At 70.3% G+C, this 18,092-nt stretch carries 17 protein-coding genes; 9 read left to right on the top strand and 8 right to left on the bottom strand.

The features are described from left to right. Position 1: 1 nt before the first annotated feature. Positions 2–1,174: a CaiB/BaiF CoA transferase family protein gene (locus ACFY36_RS42530; protein ID WP_499751608.1), complete on the bottom strand. Its 1,173-nt coding sequence runs from the start codon at positions 1,172–1,174 to the stop codon at positions 2–4. A 75-nt stretch (positions 1,175–1,249) separates the two neighbouring features. Between ACFY36_RS42530 and ACFY36_RS42525 the strand changes: the two genes are divergently transcribed. Further along, positions 1,250–2,674, top strand: coding sequence for a dihydroorotase (locus ACFY36_RS42525; RefSeq protein ID WP_499751607.1), 1,425 nt, complete (start codon positions 1,250–1,252; stop codon positions 2,672–2,674). Positions 2,675–2,709: 35 nt separating this feature from the next. On the opposite strand, the gene ACFY36_RS42520 is transcribed toward ACFY36_RS42525, so the two are convergent. The 3 genes from ACFY36_RS42520 to ACFY36_RS42510 are packed head-to-tail and all read right to left on the bottom strand — an operon-like array spanning position 2,710 to position 5,970. Further along, complete coding sequence (locus ACFY36_RS42520; RefSeq protein WP_499751606.1) at positions 2,710–3,549, bottom strand: DUF4437 domain-containing protein; 840 nt, start codon at positions 3,547–3,549, stop codon at positions 2,710–2,712. Beyond that, positions 3,546–5,039 (bottom strand): class I adenylate-forming enzyme family protein, encoded by a 1,494-nt coding sequence (locus ACFY36_RS42515; protein WP_499751605.1) that lies wholly within the window; start codon positions 5,037–5,039, stop codon positions 3,546–3,548. The genes ACFY36_RS42520 and ACFY36_RS42515 overlap by 4 nt, the downstream gene beginning before the upstream one ends. A gap of 43 nt (positions 5,040–5,082) precedes the next feature. Then, positions 5,083–5,970: a hydroxymethylglutaryl-CoA lyase gene (locus tag ACFY36_RS42510; protein ID WP_499751604.1), complete on the bottom strand. Its 888-nt coding sequence runs from the start codon at positions 5,968–5,970 to the stop codon at positions 5,083–5,085. An 86-nt stretch (positions 5,971–6,056) separates the two neighbouring features. On the opposite strand from ACFY36_RS42510, the gene ACFY36_RS42505 reads away from it, so the two are divergent. After that, positions 6,057–6,707, top strand: coding sequence for an isochorismatase family protein (locus ACFY36_RS42505; RefSeq protein ID WP_499751603.1), 651 nt, complete (start codon positions 6,057–6,059; stop codon positions 6,705–6,707). On the opposite strand, the gene ACFY36_RS42500 is transcribed toward ACFY36_RS42505, so the two are convergent. Both ACFY36_RS42500 and ACFY36_RS42495 read right to left on the bottom strand, forming a co-directional pair. Next, positions 6,686–7,096, bottom strand: coding sequence for a hypothetical protein (locus ACFY36_RS42500; protein WP_499751602.1), 411 nt, complete (start codon positions 7,094–7,096; stop codon positions 6,686–6,688). The genes ACFY36_RS42505 and ACFY36_RS42500 overlap by 22 nt on opposite strands. 91 nt (positions 7,097–7,187) lie before the next feature. Further along, positions 7,188–8,144: an alpha/beta hydrolase gene (locus ACFY36_RS42495; RefSeq protein ID WP_499751601.1), complete on the bottom strand. Its 957-nt coding sequence runs from the start codon at positions 8,142–8,144 to the stop codon at positions 7,188–7,190. 82 nt (positions 8,145–8,226) lie between these two features. On the opposite strand from ACFY36_RS42495, the gene ACFY36_RS42490 reads away from it, so the two are divergent. From ACFY36_RS42490 to ACFY36_RS42470, 5 genes are all read left to right on the top strand, one after another. Next, entirely contained in the window at positions 8,227–9,099 is an 873-nt protein-coding gene (locus ACFY36_RS42490) for a class I SAM-dependent methyltransferase (protein WP_499751600.1), read from the top strand. A gap of 116 nt (positions 9,100–9,215) precedes the next feature. Beyond that, positions 9,216–10,088 (top strand): hypothetical protein, encoded by an 873-nt coding sequence (locus tag ACFY36_RS42485; RefSeq protein WP_097329274.1) that lies wholly within the window; start codon positions 9,216–9,218, stop codon positions 10,086–10,088. After that, complete coding sequence (locus tag ACFY36_RS42480) at positions 10,085–11,269, top strand: serine hydrolase domain-containing protein (RefSeq protein ID WP_499751599.1); 1,185 nt, start codon at positions 10,085–10,087, stop codon at positions 11,267–11,269. Before ACFY36_RS42485 ends, ACFY36_RS42480 begins: the two co-directional genes overlap by 4 nt. Positions 11,270–11,408: 139 nt before the next feature. Next, positions 11,409–12,458, top strand: a complete 1,050-nt coding sequence (locus tag ACFY36_RS42475; protein ID WP_499751598.1) for an alpha/beta fold hydrolase — start codon at positions 11,409–11,411, stop codon at positions 12,456–12,458. Positions 12,459–12,539: 81 nt separating this feature from the next. Continuing rightward, entirely contained in the window at positions 12,540–13,271 is a 732-nt protein-coding gene (locus tag ACFY36_RS42470; protein WP_499751597.1) for a hypothetical protein, read from the top strand. A 92-nt stretch (positions 13,272–13,363) separates the two neighbouring features. Here the strand turns inward: ACFY36_RS42470 and ACFY36_RS42465 are convergent, their stop codons facing one another. Both ACFY36_RS42465 and ACFY36_RS42460 read right to left on the bottom strand, forming a co-directional pair. Next, the gene (locus ACFY36_RS42465) at positions 13,364–13,873 is read right to left on the bottom strand and encodes a class I SAM-dependent methyltransferase (RefSeq protein WP_499751622.1); all 510 of its coding nucleotides are present in this window, start codon (positions 13,871–13,873) and stop codon (positions 13,364–13,366) included. Between the two features lie 129 nt (positions 13,874–14,002). After that, a complete protein-coding gene (locus tag ACFY36_RS42460; RefSeq protein WP_499751596.1) occupies positions 14,003–15,229 on the bottom strand; it encodes an endonuclease/exonuclease/phosphatase family protein in 1,227 nt (408 codons plus the stop codon). A gap of 56 nt (positions 15,230–15,285) precedes the next feature. On the opposite strand from ACFY36_RS42460, the gene ACFY36_RS42455 reads away from it, so the two are divergent. Further along, the gene (locus ACFY36_RS42455) at positions 15,286–16,350 is read left to right on the top strand and encodes an erythromycin esterase family protein (protein ID WP_499751595.1); all 1,065 of its coding nucleotides are present in this window, start codon (positions 15,286–15,288) and stop codon (positions 16,348–16,350) included. Between the two features lie 42 nt (positions 16,351–16,392). Further along, on the top strand, positions 16,393–17,991 hold the full coding sequence (locus tag ACFY36_RS42450; protein WP_499751594.1) for a methyl-accepting chemotaxis protein: 1,599 nt from the start codon (positions 16,393–16,395) through the stop codon (positions 17,989–17,991). Positions 17,992–18,092: the final 101 nt, after the last annotated feature.

Here is an 18,092-nt window from a genome sequence, read left to right as displayed (position 1 = left end):
GTCAGACAACCCCCTCGTCGCGCAGTTTCCGTCGCTCGACCTCGCCGTATCCGAGGCCGGCCAGCACCTCGTCGGTGTCGGCGCCGTGCGGGCGGCCGGTCCACGCGATGCGCCCGGGCGTCCGCGAGAGCCGGTAGAGCGGCGCCGGCATCCGTACCGGCCCCAGCACCGGGTCCTCGGCCGTCGTGACCGAGTCGCGGGCGGCGAACTGCGGATCGGCGAAGACGTCGGCGATGTCGTAGACGGGCGCGACCGCGGCCTGCGCCTCGTCGAAAGCCGCCGTCACGGCGGCCAGGTCACGGGCGGCGATCCAGGACCCGACCGCCTCGTCGAGCTCGTCGGCGTGCGCGGCCCGGCCGACCCCGGTCGCGAACCACGGCTCGGCGATCAGATCGGGGCGCCCGACCAGGCGCAGCACGCGCTCGGCGATGGCCTGCGCGCTCGTGGAGACGGCGACCCAGCGGCCGTCGGCGGTGCGGTAGGTGTTGCGGGGCGCGTTGTTGACCGACCGGTTGCCGGTGCGGCGCTGCACCACGCCGAGCTGGTCGTAGACCATCGCCTGCATGCCGAGCACGGTCAGCATGGGCTCGGCGATGGCCAGGTCGATCACCTGCCCGCCGCCGCCGTGCGCGTCGCGGTGGTACAGCGCCGTCATCACCGCCTGGGCGCAGGTCAGCGCCGCGATGCCGTCGGCCAGGCCGAACGGCGGCAGCGTGGGCGGCCCGTCCGGCTCGCCGGTGATGGCCGCGAAGCCGCTCATCGCCTCGGCCAGGGTGCCGAATCCGGGCCGGGAGGCATAGGGGCCGAATTGCCCGTACGTCGTGACACGCGCGACGACCAGATGAGAGCCCAGCGAAGCCGGGTCGAGGCCCCAGCGCTCCAGCGTGCCGGGCCGGAAGTTCTCGATGAGCACGTCGGCCCCGGCCAGCAGGCGCCGGAACACCTCGGCGCCGCGCGAGAGGTCCAGCGTGATCGTGCGTTTGTTGCGGCCGAGCATCGTCCACCACAGCGGCACACCGTCCTTGGCCGGGCCGTGCCCGCGCGCGGGATCGCCCTTGGCCGGATGCTCCACCTTGATGACGTCGGCGCCGTAGTCGCCCAGGATCGTGGCCGCGAGCGGCCCGGCGAAGAGCGTCGACGCGTCCACGACGCGGACGCCGTCCAGCGGTGTCATGGCGCCACCCTAACCGCTCTGTTCCGCTTACGGAAACCTCGTTACAGTGTGCGAAACACTTGTCAGGAGGTTCGGATGAGCCGCTACGAACTGGTGGTCCGCGGAGGGACGCTCGTCCTGCCCTACCTGGGGGAGATCCGCGCGGACCTGGCCACCAAGGGCGGCCGGGTGGCCGCGATCGCCGAGGACATCCCGGCCGCCGAGGGCGACGAGGTGCTCGACGCCGAGGGCAAGCTCGTCTTCCCGGGCGCGGTGGACGCCCATTTCCACCTCGGCATCTATCGCCCGCTCGAGGTCGACGCGGCCGAGGAGACCCGCTCGTCGCTGGTCGGCGGGGCCACCACGGTCCTGTCGTACTTCCGGACGGGCCAGCACTACCTCAACAAGACCGGGCCGTACGGCGAGATCCTGCCCGAGGTGCTCGCGGCGGTCGGCGGGAAAGCCTGGACCGACTACGGTTTCCACCTCGCGCCGATGGACACCGCGCAGGTGCGCGAGATCCCCGATCTGGTCGACGGGCACGGCGTCAGCTCGTTCAAGTACTACATGTTCTACAAGGGCTTCAACCTCGCCGCCGACTCGCGCGACGCCAAGGCGTTCACGATGAGCGACGAGTACGACCTGGGCCACCTCTACCAGCTCATGGAGGCGGTCGCGGCGGCCGACGCCGCCACCGGCCGCCGGGTCTCCCTCTCGCTGCACTGCGAACAGGCCGAGCTGATGCGGCTCTTCATCGACCGCGTACGGGCGGACGGCGACCCGCAGACGCTGCGCGCCTACTCCGACGCCCGCCCGCCGCTGACCGAACGCGTCGCGATCGGCGAGGCGACCACCCTCGCCCGGGCCACCGGCTGCCCGGTCAATCTTCTGCACCTGTCGTCCGGTGAGGCGCTGGCCGCCGCCAAGGAGGCCCGGACCGCGCTGGACGCGCGGCTGGAGGTCACGCTGCACCACCTGTGCCTCAACCACGACGAGCTGGACGCCCGGCACAGCCTGGGCGGCAAGGTGAACCCGCCGATCCGCTCGGCCGCCGACAACGCGGCGCTGTGGGACGGCGTGCTCGACGGCACGGTCGACTGGGTCGCCTCCGATCATGCCTGCTGCCTGGAGGAGTCCAAGGGCGACGCGCTCTGGCCGGCGCTGCCCGGCTTCGGTGGCACCGCGCTGCTCTATCCGATCCTGCTCAGCGAGGGCATGCACAAGCGGGGCCTGAGCGCCCGCCGGGTGGCCGAGCTGGTCTCCGGCAACCCCGCCCGGGCCTACGGGCTCGACGGGCGCAAGGGCAATCTGCTGGTCGGCTACGACGCCGACCTGACCGTGGTCGATCCGGAGCTGGAGCAGGAGGTCACGGCCGAGCTTCTGCTGTCCGGGCAGGACCACTGCCCGTTCGAGGGACGCAAGGTCCGGGGCTGGCCCGTGGCGACCGTGCTGCGCGGCCAGGTGGCGTACCACCAAGGAAATGTGATCGGCGAGGCGCGCGGCAGCTATCTGGCCCGATAGAGAAGCCGGCGGCCTTGGGGCCGCCGGCCCTGGCCCTACATGCCGTCGCCGCTCCAGGGGCCACGCGAGCGCGAACGGACCGGCAGCGTCGAGACGACGGGCGCGTGGCTGTGCTCGTCGTAGTTCTCGGCGTGCCCGCCCCACTTGATCCACTCTTCGGTGGTGTACCAGTTCACCAGCTCGCCGTCCGACCGGATGATCCAGTCGATGTCGGTCTCGGCGACGAAGTGGCCGTGCTTCACCCCGGCCGGGCGGAAGCAGTACGTGCCCTCGTCGATGTCGCCGAAGTTGTACGCCATCCGGCCGCTCAGCGTGTAGAACTCCTCGTAGCACGGGTGATGCGCGAGGCGGTGGTCGGTCCAGCCCTGGGGGGCGCGGATCAGCCGGGTGTAGAAGCCGGTCTTGGGGTCGCGGTGCAGCAGCTTGATGTAGAGCGGCGTGAGGGGCCCGATCGTCGGCGCGGCAACCCATTCCTGCTTCTCGGCGTCGACGACGGTCGCCGCGCCCTCCTCGGTGGCCCGGGCGTCGGGGTCGAAGCCGCAGTCGCCGTACTCGCGCCAGTGCAGCACGCGCGAGCCTTCACGAACCTTGAGCCAGTCCATCCGTACGCCCTTGGGCACCTGCACATAGCCGCCCGGCCCGAGCTCGACACCGCCGTACGTCAGCGAACCCTCGACAACGTAGAACTCCGTGTCCGCGTGCGGAACACCCGGCCCGCGGCCCCAGTCGGCCGCCGCGTGCAGCGCCAGCGACGACGATCCGTCCTCCTCGTCGGTCGACAGCCGCCGTTCGAAGATCTTCCCCTCGCCGTACGGAAGCTCGGCCGTATGAAAGATGTAATCGTCCTCGTGAATCAGCTCGACGTGTGCCCTCACGGTGCGCTCCTCAGTTCGCGTTTCAACACCTTGCCGGCGGCGTTGCGGGGCAGCGCCGCGACGAATCGGAACCGCTTGGGCACCTTGTAGCCGGCCAGGCGGCCCCGCAGATGCGTCTCCAAGGCGCCGCTGTCCACCTGCTCACGGCAGACCAGGTACGCCACCACGCGCTCGCCCCACTGCTCGTCCGGCTCGCCGACCACCGCGGCCTCCGCGACCGCGCCGTGGGTCAGCAGGACCTCCTCGACGTCGCGCGGGTAGACGTTCACGCCGCCGGTGATGATGACGTCCTTGACCCGGTCCACGATGGACAGGAAGCCCTCGCCGTCCGCGACCACGATGTCGCCGGAGGTGAGGAAGCCGTCGGCGGTGGTGCAGGCGGCGGTCGCCTCCGGGTTGTCGTGATATCCGTTCATCAGATACGGGGAGCGGCTGTACAGCTCTCCGGGCTCGCCCGGCCCGACGGGGTGGCCGCCGGGGCCGACGATCCGCACCTCCGTGGCGAACCACGGATGGCCGACCGTTCCGGCCTTGCGGCGGGCGTCGGGCGGGCGCAAATTGCTGATGACGCCGGCCTCGGTGGAGCCGTAGAGCTCGTGAACGCCGGCGCCGGGAAAGGCCTCGAACACCCACTCCTTGAGGACCTTCGGCAGCGCCGCGGCGTTGAAGTAGAGGGTGTCCAGGGTCGGCAGCTTCGGGACCTTCTCGATGGAGGCCCGGATCAGCTGAGCGTGGGTGGGCACGAGGAAGACGGATTGGGCGCCCTCGCGCTCGATCTGGTCGAGCAGGCCGTCCGGGCTGAACGAGCGCAGCATGCTGACGGTGGCGCCGCAGTAGACGCCCGCGTAGGCGAAGGCGAACCCGGCCCCGTGGTACATCGGGGCGACGGCGATGGTCCGGCGGCCCGGGCCCAGGCCCCATTCGAGCGCGGTGGCGTAGAAGGTGAGGCACCGCGAGCGGTGGGAGACGAGGACGCCCTTGGGGTCGCCGGTCGTGCCGGCGGTGTAGGCGATGCAGAACGGGTCGCGCTCGTCGACGGGGATACACGGATCGGCGGCCGGCGCCGCCGCGAGCCAGCGTTCGTATTCCGGGCCGAGCGCGTCGCCCCCGAGGGAGACGAGACGCTCGGCGGCCTTGTCGGAGACGGCCCGGTCGGCGATCAGCACCCGGGCCCCGGAGTGCCGCAGGATGAACTCGGCCTCCGGCGCGGTCAGGCGCGGATTGACCGGGACGAGCACGAGGCCCGCTTTCGCGATGCCGGCCGCGATCTCGGGGTATTCGAGGCGGTTGCCGCTGAGCAGGGCGACACGGTCGCCGGTCGTCAATCCGTACGACAGAAGGGCGTTGGCGACCCGCGAGGACCGCTCGTCGAGCGCGGCGTAGGTGAGCCGCCGGTCGCCGTCGATGACGGCGGTCGCGGCCGGTGTGGCCCGGCCGAACTCGCGCACCCCACCAGCGATCGTCAGATCCGCACCACCGGGCCGCAACATGCCAGAATGGAAACACCGTTTCCCTTCTGGCGCAAGAGAGGTCTCAAGCGGGGAAGTTCCCGGCCCGGCCGAGCTGGGCGGGCACGGTCGCGAGGCCGAGCTGCTCGCCGATCCACGTGCCCACGGCCGCGGCGGCGGGCACGTCGACGCCGGTGGGTTCGCCGCTCCGGTTGAGCAGGTAGGCAAGGTCCTCGGTGGCGATGTTCCCGGTGGCGGCCGGGGCGAAGGGACAGCCGCCGATGCCGCCGAGGCTGGCGTCGAGCGCCTGGAAGCCGGCCGCGGCGGCGGCGATCGCGTTGGCGTAGCCGGTGTTGCGGGTGTTGTGGAAATGGGCGCGGAGCGGGGCTCCGGAGACCTCGCGGACGGCGGCGGCCAGGGCGGCCACCTGAGCGGGGACGCCGACGCCGATCGTGTCGGCCAGGCAGAGCTCGTCGAAATCGTCCCCGGCGGCGGCGACCACGTCGCGGACGCGCTCCGGGGTGACCTCGCCCGAGAAGGGGCAGCCGAAGGCCGCGGCGACGGTGAGCGTGACACCGAAGCCCTCGGCCCGGGCGCGGGCGGCGACAGCGCGGAAGCCGGACAGGGACTCCGTGGTGGGCACGCCCTGGTTGCGCCGGGAGAACTCGTCGGTCGCCACGACGACGTAGTTGATCTCGTGGGGCCGGTGGGCCAGGGCCAGGGCCCGGTCGAGACCGCGGGCGTTGAGCACGAGGGCGATGTAGCGAACGCCGTCCGGGCGCGGGACTCTTTCGAGGACGGCCTCGGCGTCGGCCATCTGCGGGACGCGGTCAGGACGGGCGAAGGCGGCCACCTCGAGACGGCGCAGCCCGGTGGCGATCGCCCGGCGTACGAAATCGGTCTTGGTCTCCGTGGACAGCACGCGCTTCTCGTTCTGCAGGCCGTCGCGCGGGCCCACCTCGACGATCTCCATCTTCGATCCCCTGTTCCGTCTAGCGAAACGCTGTTTCGCGAGTATAGGGTGGCCGCGTGAGAGCGCCTGCCGGGATAAAGTGAGTGATGCCGGATCTCGATCGAGACTATGCCGCCGCCGGTTTCGCCCGGCGTCTCGGCTGGGGTGTGCGCCCGGCCGTGCTGCTGGTCGACCCCGCGCTCGCCTATACGGACGCCGGATCGCCGCTCCACCTGAAGACGGGCCAGGACGCGGCCGTGGCCATGGAGGCTCTGGCCTCGGCGGCGCGCGCGGCCGGCGTGCCGGTGGTCTGGACGCGGGTCCACTTCGCCGACGAGTCCTGCGCCGAGGCGCCGCTGTTCGCGGCCAAGGTGCCGGCCCTGTCGGTCTTCGCCGGGGGAAGCCGGCTCGCCTCGTTCGCGCCGCCGCTCTCCCCCGCGCCCGGCGAGCTGGTGGTGGTCAAGCATTACGCGAGCGCGTTCGCCGGCACGTCGCTTGCGGCCTGGCTGACCTCCCACGGCGTGGACACGCTGGCGATCGGCGGTTTCTCGACCAGCGGTTGCGTACGGGCATCGGCCCTCGACGCCTTGCAGAACGGCTTCCGCCCCATGGTCGTGAGGGAGGCCTGCGCCGACCGCGATCCGGGCCCGCACGAGTCCAACCTGTTCGACCTCGACGCCAAGTACGCGGACGTGATCCCCCTCGACGAGGCAGTCAGGGAGCTGAGCGAACGCGGTCAGGTGCCGGCCAGGAAGTAGCCGGCCCACGAGCGCGCCTGCCGGTCGACGGTGAAATACCTGAAGTCGCCCGCGGCTTCGCACTCGGCCAGGTAGCCGAGCGCCTCGGCGGCGAGCTCCGAGCCGTCGGCCGCCAGGTGCGCCTTGGTGGCGTCCAGGCCCGCGCCGCAGAGCAACTGGACATCCAGGGCGCAGTGGGCGTCCCAGCTGGATTCCTTGGCCTGCCAGATGACCAGCACATCGTCGAGCCGGCCGGTGTTGAACAGCTGGACGCAGGACAGCTTCATCAGCTCGGTGTCCTGATCGTCCTGGAGGAGCTCCGCTTCGGCACGCAGGATGTCCCGGATTTCCTCGAGGTCGCCGTCCGAGGGCCGAAGGCCGAAGCGGCGAAGACTCTCATCGACGTCCACGAGCGCCAAAGCTTACGGGACCGGCGCGGCCACGCGGGCGCTCAACCGGGAGACCCCAGCCGAGCGCCAGCGGGTCAGGTGCCGCTCAGGGTCAGGTGCCGCTCAGGGTCTGGATGACGCCGGTGGTCAGCAGGTTCTGGTAGTAGGCGCCGCCCGGGTAGTAGGTGGCGGTGGTGGAGCCGGAAATCGCGTCGTTGGCCCAGGCCACGGCGAAGGTCTGCAGGGCGGCCACGTTCGCCGGCTGGGAAGTGCCGTTCAGGACGGTGCACAGGCCGTCGGTGCTGGCGCCCTCGGCGTCGCAGTGGCTGCCGGTCGTCAGGCGTACGCCCAGGAACGGGCGGTCCAAGCCGTCGGTCAGGACGGCCGTGCCGCTCGCGTTGCTGTTCGCCAGGTACGGCGGCGAGGAGATGGCGTAGATCGGCAACGAGGTCGCGGCGAGGCCACTGATCGCCGACGGGAGGTTGTTGCCGAGGGGCGACTTCACCGGGTCGAGGAGCTGGAGGTATCCGAGCTTGGCGAAGGCGCTGGGGTGCGCCGTGCGGAGCCGGTTGGCCACGTACGCCGCGGCCTCGCCGCCCGCCGAGTGGCCGGCGATCACGTACTTCGCCGGCAGCGCCGTGCCCGTGCGGCCGGCGGTCGCGGCGGCCGTGGCGTAGCTGCGGGCCAGGTTTCCGTTCGGGTTGGCGGCGTCGCCGAGCCAGGTGGCCACGCTGTTGAGGAACGGCGTGTTGTTGCCGATGTTGTTGACCGTGCAGCCGTAGATGTCGGCCGAGGGCAGGGTGGGCGCGAAGACCAGGAAGCCCGCGGCGGCGTACCTGGTCGCCAGGTCCTGGACGTTGCCGTTGGAACGGCTGAAACCGTGTTGCAGATAGACGAGCGCCTTGGGGGTGCCGGACGGGAAGTACCAGTCGGCGGCGGGACGATACGTGAAGACCCAGCAGGGGACGTCGACAGTGGTGCTGACCTGGGTGTACGTGGGAGCGGCCTGAGCGGGGGCGGCCGCGAGCAGGGTACCGGCGAGGGCCAGAGCAGCGAGGAAGCGTTTCACGAAACCTCCAGTTGTCACGCTCTACGAAACGGCGTTTCCATTAGCGGGCCTCGATGCGACGGCTGTCAAGTACGGTGAGCCGATGGGCACCGACAAGTGGGCGAGCTGGCTCCTGACCAGGCGTGACGGAGGTTCGGCGACGCTGCGTGACCGGCACGCGCCGGACCTGGAGGCGTTACGCGACGGAGTGCTCGATCGGGCCGGCCTGGAAACGGACGATGTGGTGCTCGACGTGGGCTGCGGGACGGGGCTGATCGCCTTCGGCGCCCTGGAGCGGCTCGGACCCGGCGGGCGCGTGATCTTCAGTGATATTTCGCAGGATCTGCTGGACGAATGTCGCCGCCGGGCCGGTGAGGACGCGCGGTGCCGCTTCGTGCGGGCCGATGCGTCCGATTTGTCGGCCATCCCGGACGGCACAGTGGACGTGGTGACCACCAGATCGGTGCTGATCTACAGCACCCGGCGGGAGCGGGCCTTCGCCGAGTTCTTCCGGGTGCTGCGGCCGGGCGGCCGGTTGTCGATCTTCGAGCCGATCAACCGGTTCTCGTCCCGCTACCGGCCCGGGCAGCTCTACGGCACGCCGCGCGCGACCGAGGTCGACGATCTGCTGGCCAAGGTGGTCGAGCGATTCCGCACCGCGTCGGACGACGATGTCCTGATCGGTTTCGACGAGCGCGATCTGCTGGATTGGGCCCACAGCACCGGATTCGGCGCGATCGAGCTCGATTACCGGGCCCAGATCGACGCGCCGGGCGAACCGTTCGCGGATTGGGAGGGCCTGAAAAGGACGGCGCCCAATCCGCTGGCGCCGACCTACGGCGAGGCGATCGAGGCCGCACTCACGCCGGCCGAACGGGAGCGGCTCGACGCTGCGATGACGGCCCTGGAAGGTACTCCGGTGCGGCGGACGCTCGCCGTGGCGTACCTTCGCGCAGAGAAAGAACTCAATGCGTGATGACTCGGCTACCCATTGCCACGATTTCACCATTCGAAATCGGCTGAAGGACTAGCCTCCGAGTACTACGCACGCGCGTACTTGAAGGAACGCGAATCCACGACAGAATCACTCCTATGACGTACGGAAAGAAGGATCTTCCCTACCCATACTGTCTGGATTTTTCGGGAATCGTCACCCGGGTCAAGGGCGTTCGCGAGTCCACCCGGGCCGCGCTGGTGAACTCGCTCAAGGTCGCGTCCTACCTCAAGGCGGGATCGAACCTGGTCGAGCGCAATCTCGGCGCCGGCGAGCGGGTCACGCCCAACGGGGACGGCCGTAAGCAGTACTGGTCGGGGCTGAGCTTTCTGACCGAGCGCGCGCTGTCGCGTGAGGTGGCCGAGCTCGATCCGCCGTTCCTGCGGCAGAAAGGCGCCGGGCCCTATCGCTCGACCTGGGCCAGCCACGACGACTACCTGAACGACCTGCTGACCTTCCTGCTGCACGCGGCGAGCTACGACCCGCAGTACGGGGCCGAGATGGAGACCCGCGGCGACTGGCTGGTCGAGGAGGACAGCTTCGTCGACGCGGTCTACCGCTCGGCGTACCAAGAGCTCATGACGATCTGCCGGATGCCGCTGTTCCGCCTGCAACTGATCATGGTGGCCACGGCCGACCGCAACGACGGCATCCACACGGCCATCGCGAACAACTACCGCGGCGCGCTCGAGCCGTGGATGAAGATCTACGACACCACGATCTCCTCGCGCGGCCTCCAGCTGCGCAAGGGCATCACCATCGAGCAGTTCACCAACATCATCGCCGCGGTCCTCGAAGGGTTCGCTGTCCGCCACATGGGTGATCCCGGAGCGGGGGTCGTGGAGGACAACCTGTTGGGTATGGCGATTCTCGGCATCATGAGCAGCTACCTCGAACCGGCCGATGAACCATCCGGGCTCACCCTCCGTGAACTGTTCGAGGGCGGACCTGACGACGGGGAGCCGAGATGACCAGCACCACCGAGCCGGCTGCGGCCGCGCGCGAACCCTCCTGGTGGGGCCGCCAGGGCGATCTGATCATGCGCCGGCCGTTCAACGAGTGGACGTTCACGCACATGAACTGGCTGATGCCGACCGAGCGGGTGGCCCGTGGCCCGTTCCGTTCGCCGCTGCCGTTCGACCCGCACCCGCTCGACCTGACCTACCGCTTCGAGGACGACGACTACAGCCTCGCCGACCTGCACCGCCGCACCTTCACCACCGCCTTCGTGGTGCTGCACCACGGCGCGATCGTGCACGAGACCTATCCGGGCGCCTTCGCCGGGCCCCGTACCCGCATGCAATTGTTCTCGATCTCCAAATCGGTGACCTCGCTGCTCATCGGAATAGCGCTGAACGATGGCGTCATCGGCAGCGTGAAAGACCGGGTCACCGACTATCGTCCCGATTTCGCCGGTACGGCGTACGAGGAGAACACGCTCGCCGACCTTCTCGACATGAGCAGCGGCGTGGGCGACCTGGAAACCTGGGAAGTGGCCGACAGCGGCATCAAGAGATTCGAACAGGCCGTCATGGGCGGCGGCGACGTCGCGACGGTGGTCCGCGCGGCCGAACGGCGCGCCCCGGCCGGTGAGAGATTCAATTACTCGACGTTCGACGCGCAGATTCTCGGCTGGGTTCTGGAAGCGGCGACGGGCAAGAGCATCGCGGCGTACGCCGAGGAGCGCCTCTGGCGTCACCTGGGCGCCGACCGCGACGCGTACTACTGGCTGACCCGGGCCCGGCCGCGCACCGCGATCGGCGCCGGCTCGTTCAACGCCACCGCCCGCGACCTGGCCCGCCTCGGCCAGCTGATGGTCGACGACGGCCTCGCCAACGGCCGCCAGGTCGTGCCCCGCGACTGGGTGCGGCGCAGCCGGGGCTCCGAGGAACCCCAGCTCGCCGTGGGTGCGCTCGGCCCCTCCGGCTACGACCACTACGGATACGCCAACCAGTGGTGGACGCTGGGCACCGAGTGTTTCCAGGCCTTCACGGCCCTCGGCGTCCACGGGCAGTACCTCTACGTCGACCCCACCGCCGACGTGGTCATCGTGAAGTGCAGCGCGTGGCCGACGCAGGACGACGAGAGCCGCGACCGGGAGACCGTCGCCGCTCTGCGCCGCGTCGCCGACCATTTCGCGATAACGCGCTAGCAATTCCCCTTTAAAGCTTCCGGGCCGCGCCCCTTGCGGCCCGGAACCCGTTCTGCCCATTTTTCACCGGAATCGAAAGGGAAAGTCGATGCACCCTGCCCTGAGACGGCTGGCCATTGCGGCCACCATAATTCTCAGTGTGTCCCTGTTCTCCGCGCCCGCGAAAGGCGCGGTATTAGCCGGAACCGTTCTCACGAACGTCACGGCCACCCTTCCGGCCGAGCTTTCCCCGCTGGCCACCGGAAAGCGCATCTCCTATGTGACGACAAATGTCAACGGCGGCGTCATCACCGCGACCGGTCTCGTCCTCACCCCGAAGACCGGGAAGAACAACAAGACGGTGGCCTGGGGTCACGGCACGACCGGCCTGGCCGACCAATGCTCCCCCTCGGCCAGCCAGTCCGTCTTCTGGCCCGAGGCCCGCGCCGCGATCGCCGAGCTGCTGCGCCGCGGCTGGACGGTGACCGCGCCCGACTATCCCGGCCTCGGCACCCCCACCTCCCACCCGTACCTGATCGGCAACAGCGAGGCCCGCTCCATCATCGACAGTGTGAAGGCCGCCCGGCGCATCGACACGGCGTTGAGCACGCAGTACGTCGTGGACGGGCACTCGCAGGGCGGACAGGGCGCCCTGTTCGTCAACCAGATCGCCCCCTCGTACGACAGCCCGCTCGTGCTGCGCGGCACCGCGGCCATCGCCCCCGTCTCCAACGCCGACCTGTTCGCCCCCGTCATCCCCGGCACGGCCGGTCAGGGCTATCTGGTGATGGGCCTCTACGGCCTCCAGGCGGTCGACCCGAGCGTCAACCCGAACAATCTTCTGGCGCCGCCCGCCCGCCAGAAGGTGTCGGTGCTCCAGTCCGGCTGCCTCTACCAGATCCTGGACGCCTTCGCCCCGCTGACCGCCGAGGAGCTGCTCGTCGGCGGCGCCCTGCCGGACGCGGTCGTGACCAAGCTGGCCCGATACTTGAACCCCGGCCAGAGCGCCACGAGCGCCCCGATCCTGCTGGTGCAGGGAACGGCCGACGAGGCCGTGCCGTACATCTTCACGGCCGGCCCGCTGATGACCCAGCTCGGCGCCTACGGCCAGCCTGTGACGTACACGGAGCTCGACGGAGCCACCCACGACGGCGCCGTTTTCCAGAGCACCACCCTGGTCGCCGACTGGATCGCCGCACGCTTCACCTGATCCACCACGCCCACCCCACCATGACAGCGTCCCGGGCGCACGACCCCCTCGCCCGGGACGCTGTCGCGCCGTGAACCGGCCGTGCCCGAGGAAGCAGCCGCCCCGCCGTCGACGTCGAGCTCCGCGGCGCCGCATGACTCACCGGCCGGCCAGGGAAGCCCATCGAAGACGCCCGACGCCACCGCCTTCCTCATCGGACTGGTCAGCGCCCTCCTGACCTGGGCTCAGCTTCCGCCGGCCCGCGCGGCGCTCATCACCGGGGCCATCGTCCTGCTCCTCGGTGGGTTCCTTGTTCACCGCCACATCGGCGGGACCGTATTCAAATGGTCCCTCATCGGCGCGTGCGCGATCGGGATCGTCAGCTGCCTGGTTCTGGTTCAGGCCGTCCCCGCCGACACGCCGGACGACAAGCCCGTGACGCCGCCCACCACCGTCACGACACCTCCGGCGTCGACGCCGGCAACGAGCTCCCCTCCTCCTCCTGAGACGACATCGCCGTCACCGACCGGCTCAGGTCCGGTCGTACGAGAGCGAGAAACCTCGAGCCTCAATGAGGCGATCTCGAGAACTTTCCTGAAGGGAAGCATTCGAGTGGGCGTACCAACCGTCGAAGACTCCTACTCATCGGTCACGATTGCGACAGAGTCCTTCGAATGCCGCAACTATCTTGATCCGGGCGAATCCATGGTCGTCTCGGGCCGGGACGCTACATGGATACGGGTTGCTCTTCTGGCCATCAAGGATGCTGAGTCGGTGACGATCGAGGTTTCGCGCGGGACGGGTGAACCACCTTCCGGGCAGGAGTGCCGGTAGAGCTGTGTCGCGGCCTTGACGTCGAAGACGCCGTCAGCCGGTCAGCTCCTGCTAGCTCCCGCCATCGGCGGTGCCTGGAGCAGCCGGCTACCTCACGACTGGCGGTGGACGCACCGCGCCACCAGGAAGACCGGCAGGCGGGCGGCCTCGCGCCGGGCCGGGTCGGTCTTCCAGCTCTCGGGCGCCGGTGGCTCGCTCATCGCCGTGATGTGCAGGCCGTTGCGGGACAGCTCGTTGACGTACGTGGAAAGCGTCCTGTGGTTGGCCCCGACCTGCCGCCGCAGGGTGGCCCGCTCGTCGCCGGTGATCCAGAAGCCCTCGCCGGTGTAGTCGCCGCCGGGCGGCCATGAACCCGCGACGGCCGGCGTCCCCGCGAAGCAGGGGTGCAGGATCGAGAAGGTGAACGAGCCGCCGGGGCGCAGGAGCCGGCCGGCCTCGGCCAGCGCCCCGCTCAGGTCGTCGATGTCGGAGAGCCCGAAGTTGCAGACCGCCGCGTCGAACGACGCGTCCGGCAGCTCGCTCAGATCGGCCGCGTCCGCGTGCACGTAACGGATCGACGGCGGCCCGGCCGCGCGCGCCTTGGCCAGCAGCGCCGCCGACAGGTCGACGCCGGGTCGTCCGGGTCGGAGAATCCGGCGTCGTAGAACTCGGCCACCGCGTCATATCGAGCGTTCACCATGCGCTCGACCGTAGGCCCACCGCGCCCGTGCGGGCGCGGCGGGCCCACCGCGTCACTTGTGCAGGTCGAGCCAGACCAGGCGGTGGTCCGAGGTGGGGAAGCCGTTGACCGGGGCCCAGATCGGGTCGTAGACGCCGGTGAGGCGGGACAGCGGGTCGGACTGCTTCGGCCAGAAGACGCCGGCGCCGGTGACCTTCAGGCCCTTGCGGGGCAGCACGTAGTCGGCGCGCAGGTTGCCCGGTGCGGTGTCGGCGAAGTCGGCCGTGTCGTAGCGCGGATCGCCCTTGTGGGTGGCGTTCGCGCCGCCCTGCAGGGCCGCCGCCTCGGCCGCGCCGGCGCTCGACGGCCGGGTGCGGCTGTTGATGAGCGGGTGGGTCAGCAGCTGGTCGACGGCGCCCTCGTACGAGTCGCCGTCGAGCGGGTCGGCGTTCTGGTCGCCGGCGATGACGAAGTCCTGGCCGCGCTTCAGGCCGCCCCGGTGGCCCTTGTCGTCGTAGATGTACTTCGCCCCGTTGACGTAGTCGGCCCAGAAGCGGATCTCGTCGTGGTTGCGGCGCCCGTTACGGTCCTCGGGGCCGTCGAACGTGGGCGGCGTCGGGTGCGAGACCAGGAAGTGCAGGGTCTTGCCGTGCACGCGGACCGGCACGTCCCAGTGGCTCTTCGACGACAGCCGCAGCGCGGCCTGCTCCTCGGCCGAGTAGTAGTCGGTGGGCAGCAGGTTGCCCGGCATGTCCTTCCACTTGAACTGCTGGAAGGTCCGCACGGCCGAGCGGTCGATCGGGTACTTCGAGTAGACGACCATGCCGTACTGGCCGGGGAACAGCCCGAAGCCGTACGAGTCGTCGCCGTAGGCCTGATCGCCCGGCGTCGTGTCGATGACGCCGTTGTTGTTCAGGTCGAAGCCCGACGGGACGCCCGTGTTGGAGGGCGCCACGAACCGGTACGGGTAGCGCTGGGCCGGCGCCCCGTTCTGCGAGACCGCGAGGAAGTTCCGGGCGAACAGATCGGCCGCGGCCGGGTCGTAGTCGAACTCGTTGAGCAGCACCACGTCCGGGTGGGCCCGCTGGATGACCTCGGCGACGTTCTTCGCCTGACGGCGGTACACGTCGTCGACGTCCGGGTTGGCCAGGTGCTCGCGCAGCAGCCCCTGCGAGGGGCGGTTGAGCGACAGGTTGTACGTCGCGACGCGCAGATCGCGGTTCCTATGGGCCTCGGCCGGCGCGGACGCGGCGCCGAGGGCCACCGTGGCGAGCACGGCGGTGACCAGAAGACGTCTCATGCTCCCGTCCTATCCGGAGCGACCTTGATCAATCAACCAACACTAAGGTTCGGGCGGTGAACATTTCTCTTTCGGGGCTCGGCGATCTGGTCGGCGGCGCCCGGATCGTCGCGCTCGGCGAGTCGGCCCACCACGTCCGCGAGTACGACCTCGTCCGCCACCAGCTGCTCCAGTTCCTGGTGGAGGAGAAGGGCTTCACGGCCCTGGTCATGGAGTCGGGCTTCAGCGAAGGGCTGGCGCTGACCGCGTGGGACGGGTCCGGCGCGTTCCCCGAGGGCGCGATGACCTATCGCTTCGGCCGCAACCCCGAGATGCGGCACCTGATCGGCTGGGCCCGCCGGCGCGGCGTCGCCTTCTACGGCCTCGACCTGCCCGGCGACCTCGCCTCGATGAGTCCCGCCCTCGACCACCTGGCCAACTTCGAGAACATTGACGGTGTACGCCGCCACGCGGACAAATTCGCCGGCGCGTTCACGATTCCCGCGCTGGCCGCGTACCGCGCCATGCCGCAGGAGGACCGGGACGCCCTGACGCTGGGCCTGGCCGAGCTCAGCGCCCGCTTCGCCGTCCGGCATCGCGGCGCGGCCGAGGCCCGGCACGAGCTGCGCCTGCTGGTGCTGCTCGACCAGATGCTGCGGGCCGCCGACCCTTCTCTCAACGTGCGTGACGCCGCGATGGCGGAGACCGTCGATTGGGTACGCGGTCAGGGCCACCGCAAAATCGTGGTAGCGGCCGCCAACACGCACATCCAGCGTGTCTTCCCGGGCTTCGACGTGCTCGGCCACCACCTGGCCGCCGCGTACGGCGACGACTATCTGGCCATCGGCCTGACCGCGCACGGCGGTGTCACCCCGGCCCGGCGCCCGGCGCCGGACGCGCCCGCCGGCGCCGAGACGGTGGCCGTGCCCCTGCCGCCGCCTGTGCCCGGCAGTGTCGAGGATTTCCTCGGCCCGCGGGCCGTCGTGGCCGACCTGCGCCCGCTGCGCGGCCGGCGCGGCCCGGACCGCGTCCGGCTGCTCGACACCTGGCTCGAAGGGCCGGTCGCCGAGGCGTACGACCTGATCGTGAATGTGCCCGAGATCAGCCCGACCCCGGAAGGAGTCTGGAACGGCGGCCGCTGACCCGCAAAAGGGATAAAATGCACCGTGAACGTCCTACGGCGGGTGCGTGTGACAACCCGGCTGGTCATCGGCTTTCTGCTCCTCTCGCTCTGCGTGGTGGCGGTCGGCGCGGCCGCGCTGTGGTCGGCGCACGGCACCCGGGTCACCGCCACCGAGCTGGCCCGCACGCAGGCCCAGCTCGACGCGGCCCAGCAGCTGAAGTTCCGGGTGACCGACGTCAGCGGATGGCAGGCCGGGTACGCCTTCGACATCGTGCGCGGCGCCAAGGACGCCACGGACGACGACGCCGTCACCCGCTCCGCCTATCTGGCCGCCATGGCGAGTTTCCACGAGGAGCTCGACACGCTGGCCGCGCTGGCGCAGACCCCGGCCGAGCGGGCGGACGTGGCGACCATCCGCAACGGCCTGGCCCAGTTCGAGGACATGGACGACCGGATCATCGCCGCCTACCGGGCCGGCACCCCGGCGCAGACCGAGCTCGCCAACGACCTGGTGGTCGGGCAGGGCCTGGAGATCTACGCGGTGATCCGCAGCGGTTCGGACAGCCTGCTGGCCAGCGCCCGCGCGACCGAGGCGGCCGCCCTCGACCGGGCCCGGCAGACCGCGACCACGACGAGGCGGGTCGCCACCATGGTCGGCCTGGCCGTGCTGTTCCTGTCGGTGGCCCTGGCCGTCGCGCTGGCGTACTCCATCATCAGGCCGTTGACCGCGCTCGGCGACCGGCTGGCCGACATCGCCGAGGGCGAGGGCGACCTGACCAGGCGCCTCGAGACGACCGGGCACGACGAGTTCACCCGGGTCAGCCAGTCGTTCAACACTTTCGTCGGGAAGATCGCCACCACCGTACGGGAGATCGGCGCGTCCGCCGCGACCGTCGCCCACGCCAGCGAGACGCTGACCAAGTCGGCGATCCAGATTCTGGTCGACGCCAAGAAGACGTCACGCCAGTCGGGCGAGGTGGTGCTGGCGGCCGACGAGGTGCTGGGCACAGTCCGTACCGTGGAAACCGGAACCCAGAAGATGAGCGGATCGTTGCAGCGGGTCTCGGCCGACGCGGCCGAGGCGTCGGCCGTGTGCGAGCAGAGCGTGCGGGCGGCCCGCGCCACCCACGAGCTGATCGGCCGGCTCGGCGAGTCGAGCCGCCAGATCGGCGACGTGGTCCAGGCCATCACCGCGATCGCCCAGCAGACGAACCTGCTGGCGCTGAACGCCACCATCGAGGCGGCCCGGGCGGGCGAGTCGGGCAAGGGTTTCGCGGTCGTCGCGGGCGAGGTGAAGGACCTGGCCCAGGAGGCCGAGAGCGCCACCGAGAGCATCACGACGATGGTGCAGAGCATCCAGCAGGACACCGCGGCCGCGGCCTCCGCCGTCGGCCAGATCGTCGAGGTCACCGGCCGCTTCGGCGACTTCCAGGCGACGGTCGCGGCCGCCGTCGAACAGCAGACCGCCGCCACCGGCGAGATGAGCCGCGACATAGCCCAGTCCACCGCCAGCTCGGCCGACATCGCCGAGGCCATCGCCGCCATCTCCTCGGGCGCCGCCAGCACGAGCGACGGTGTCCTCGACATCAAGGCGGCAACACAGGAGCTCTCCGGCCTGAGCAACGACCTGCGCGTCCTGGTGGGCCAGTTCAAGGTGTGAGTCGCGCGTGGGTGAACGAGCCCCGCACGGGCCGGCGGGAGACGACTACCTCGGCATGCTGGGGCCGTCCGGTCCGCGCGGTTGGCAAGGGCTTACGAGCT

This window comes from Actinoplanes sp. NPDC000266, from assembly GCF_042899005.1.
Classification (GTDB): domain Bacteria; phylum Actinomycetota; class Actinomycetes; order Mycobacteriales; family Micromonosporaceae; genus Actinoplanes.
Note: the sequence above shows the minus strand (reverse complement) of the source record. Positions and strands in the feature narration are given on the sequence as shown.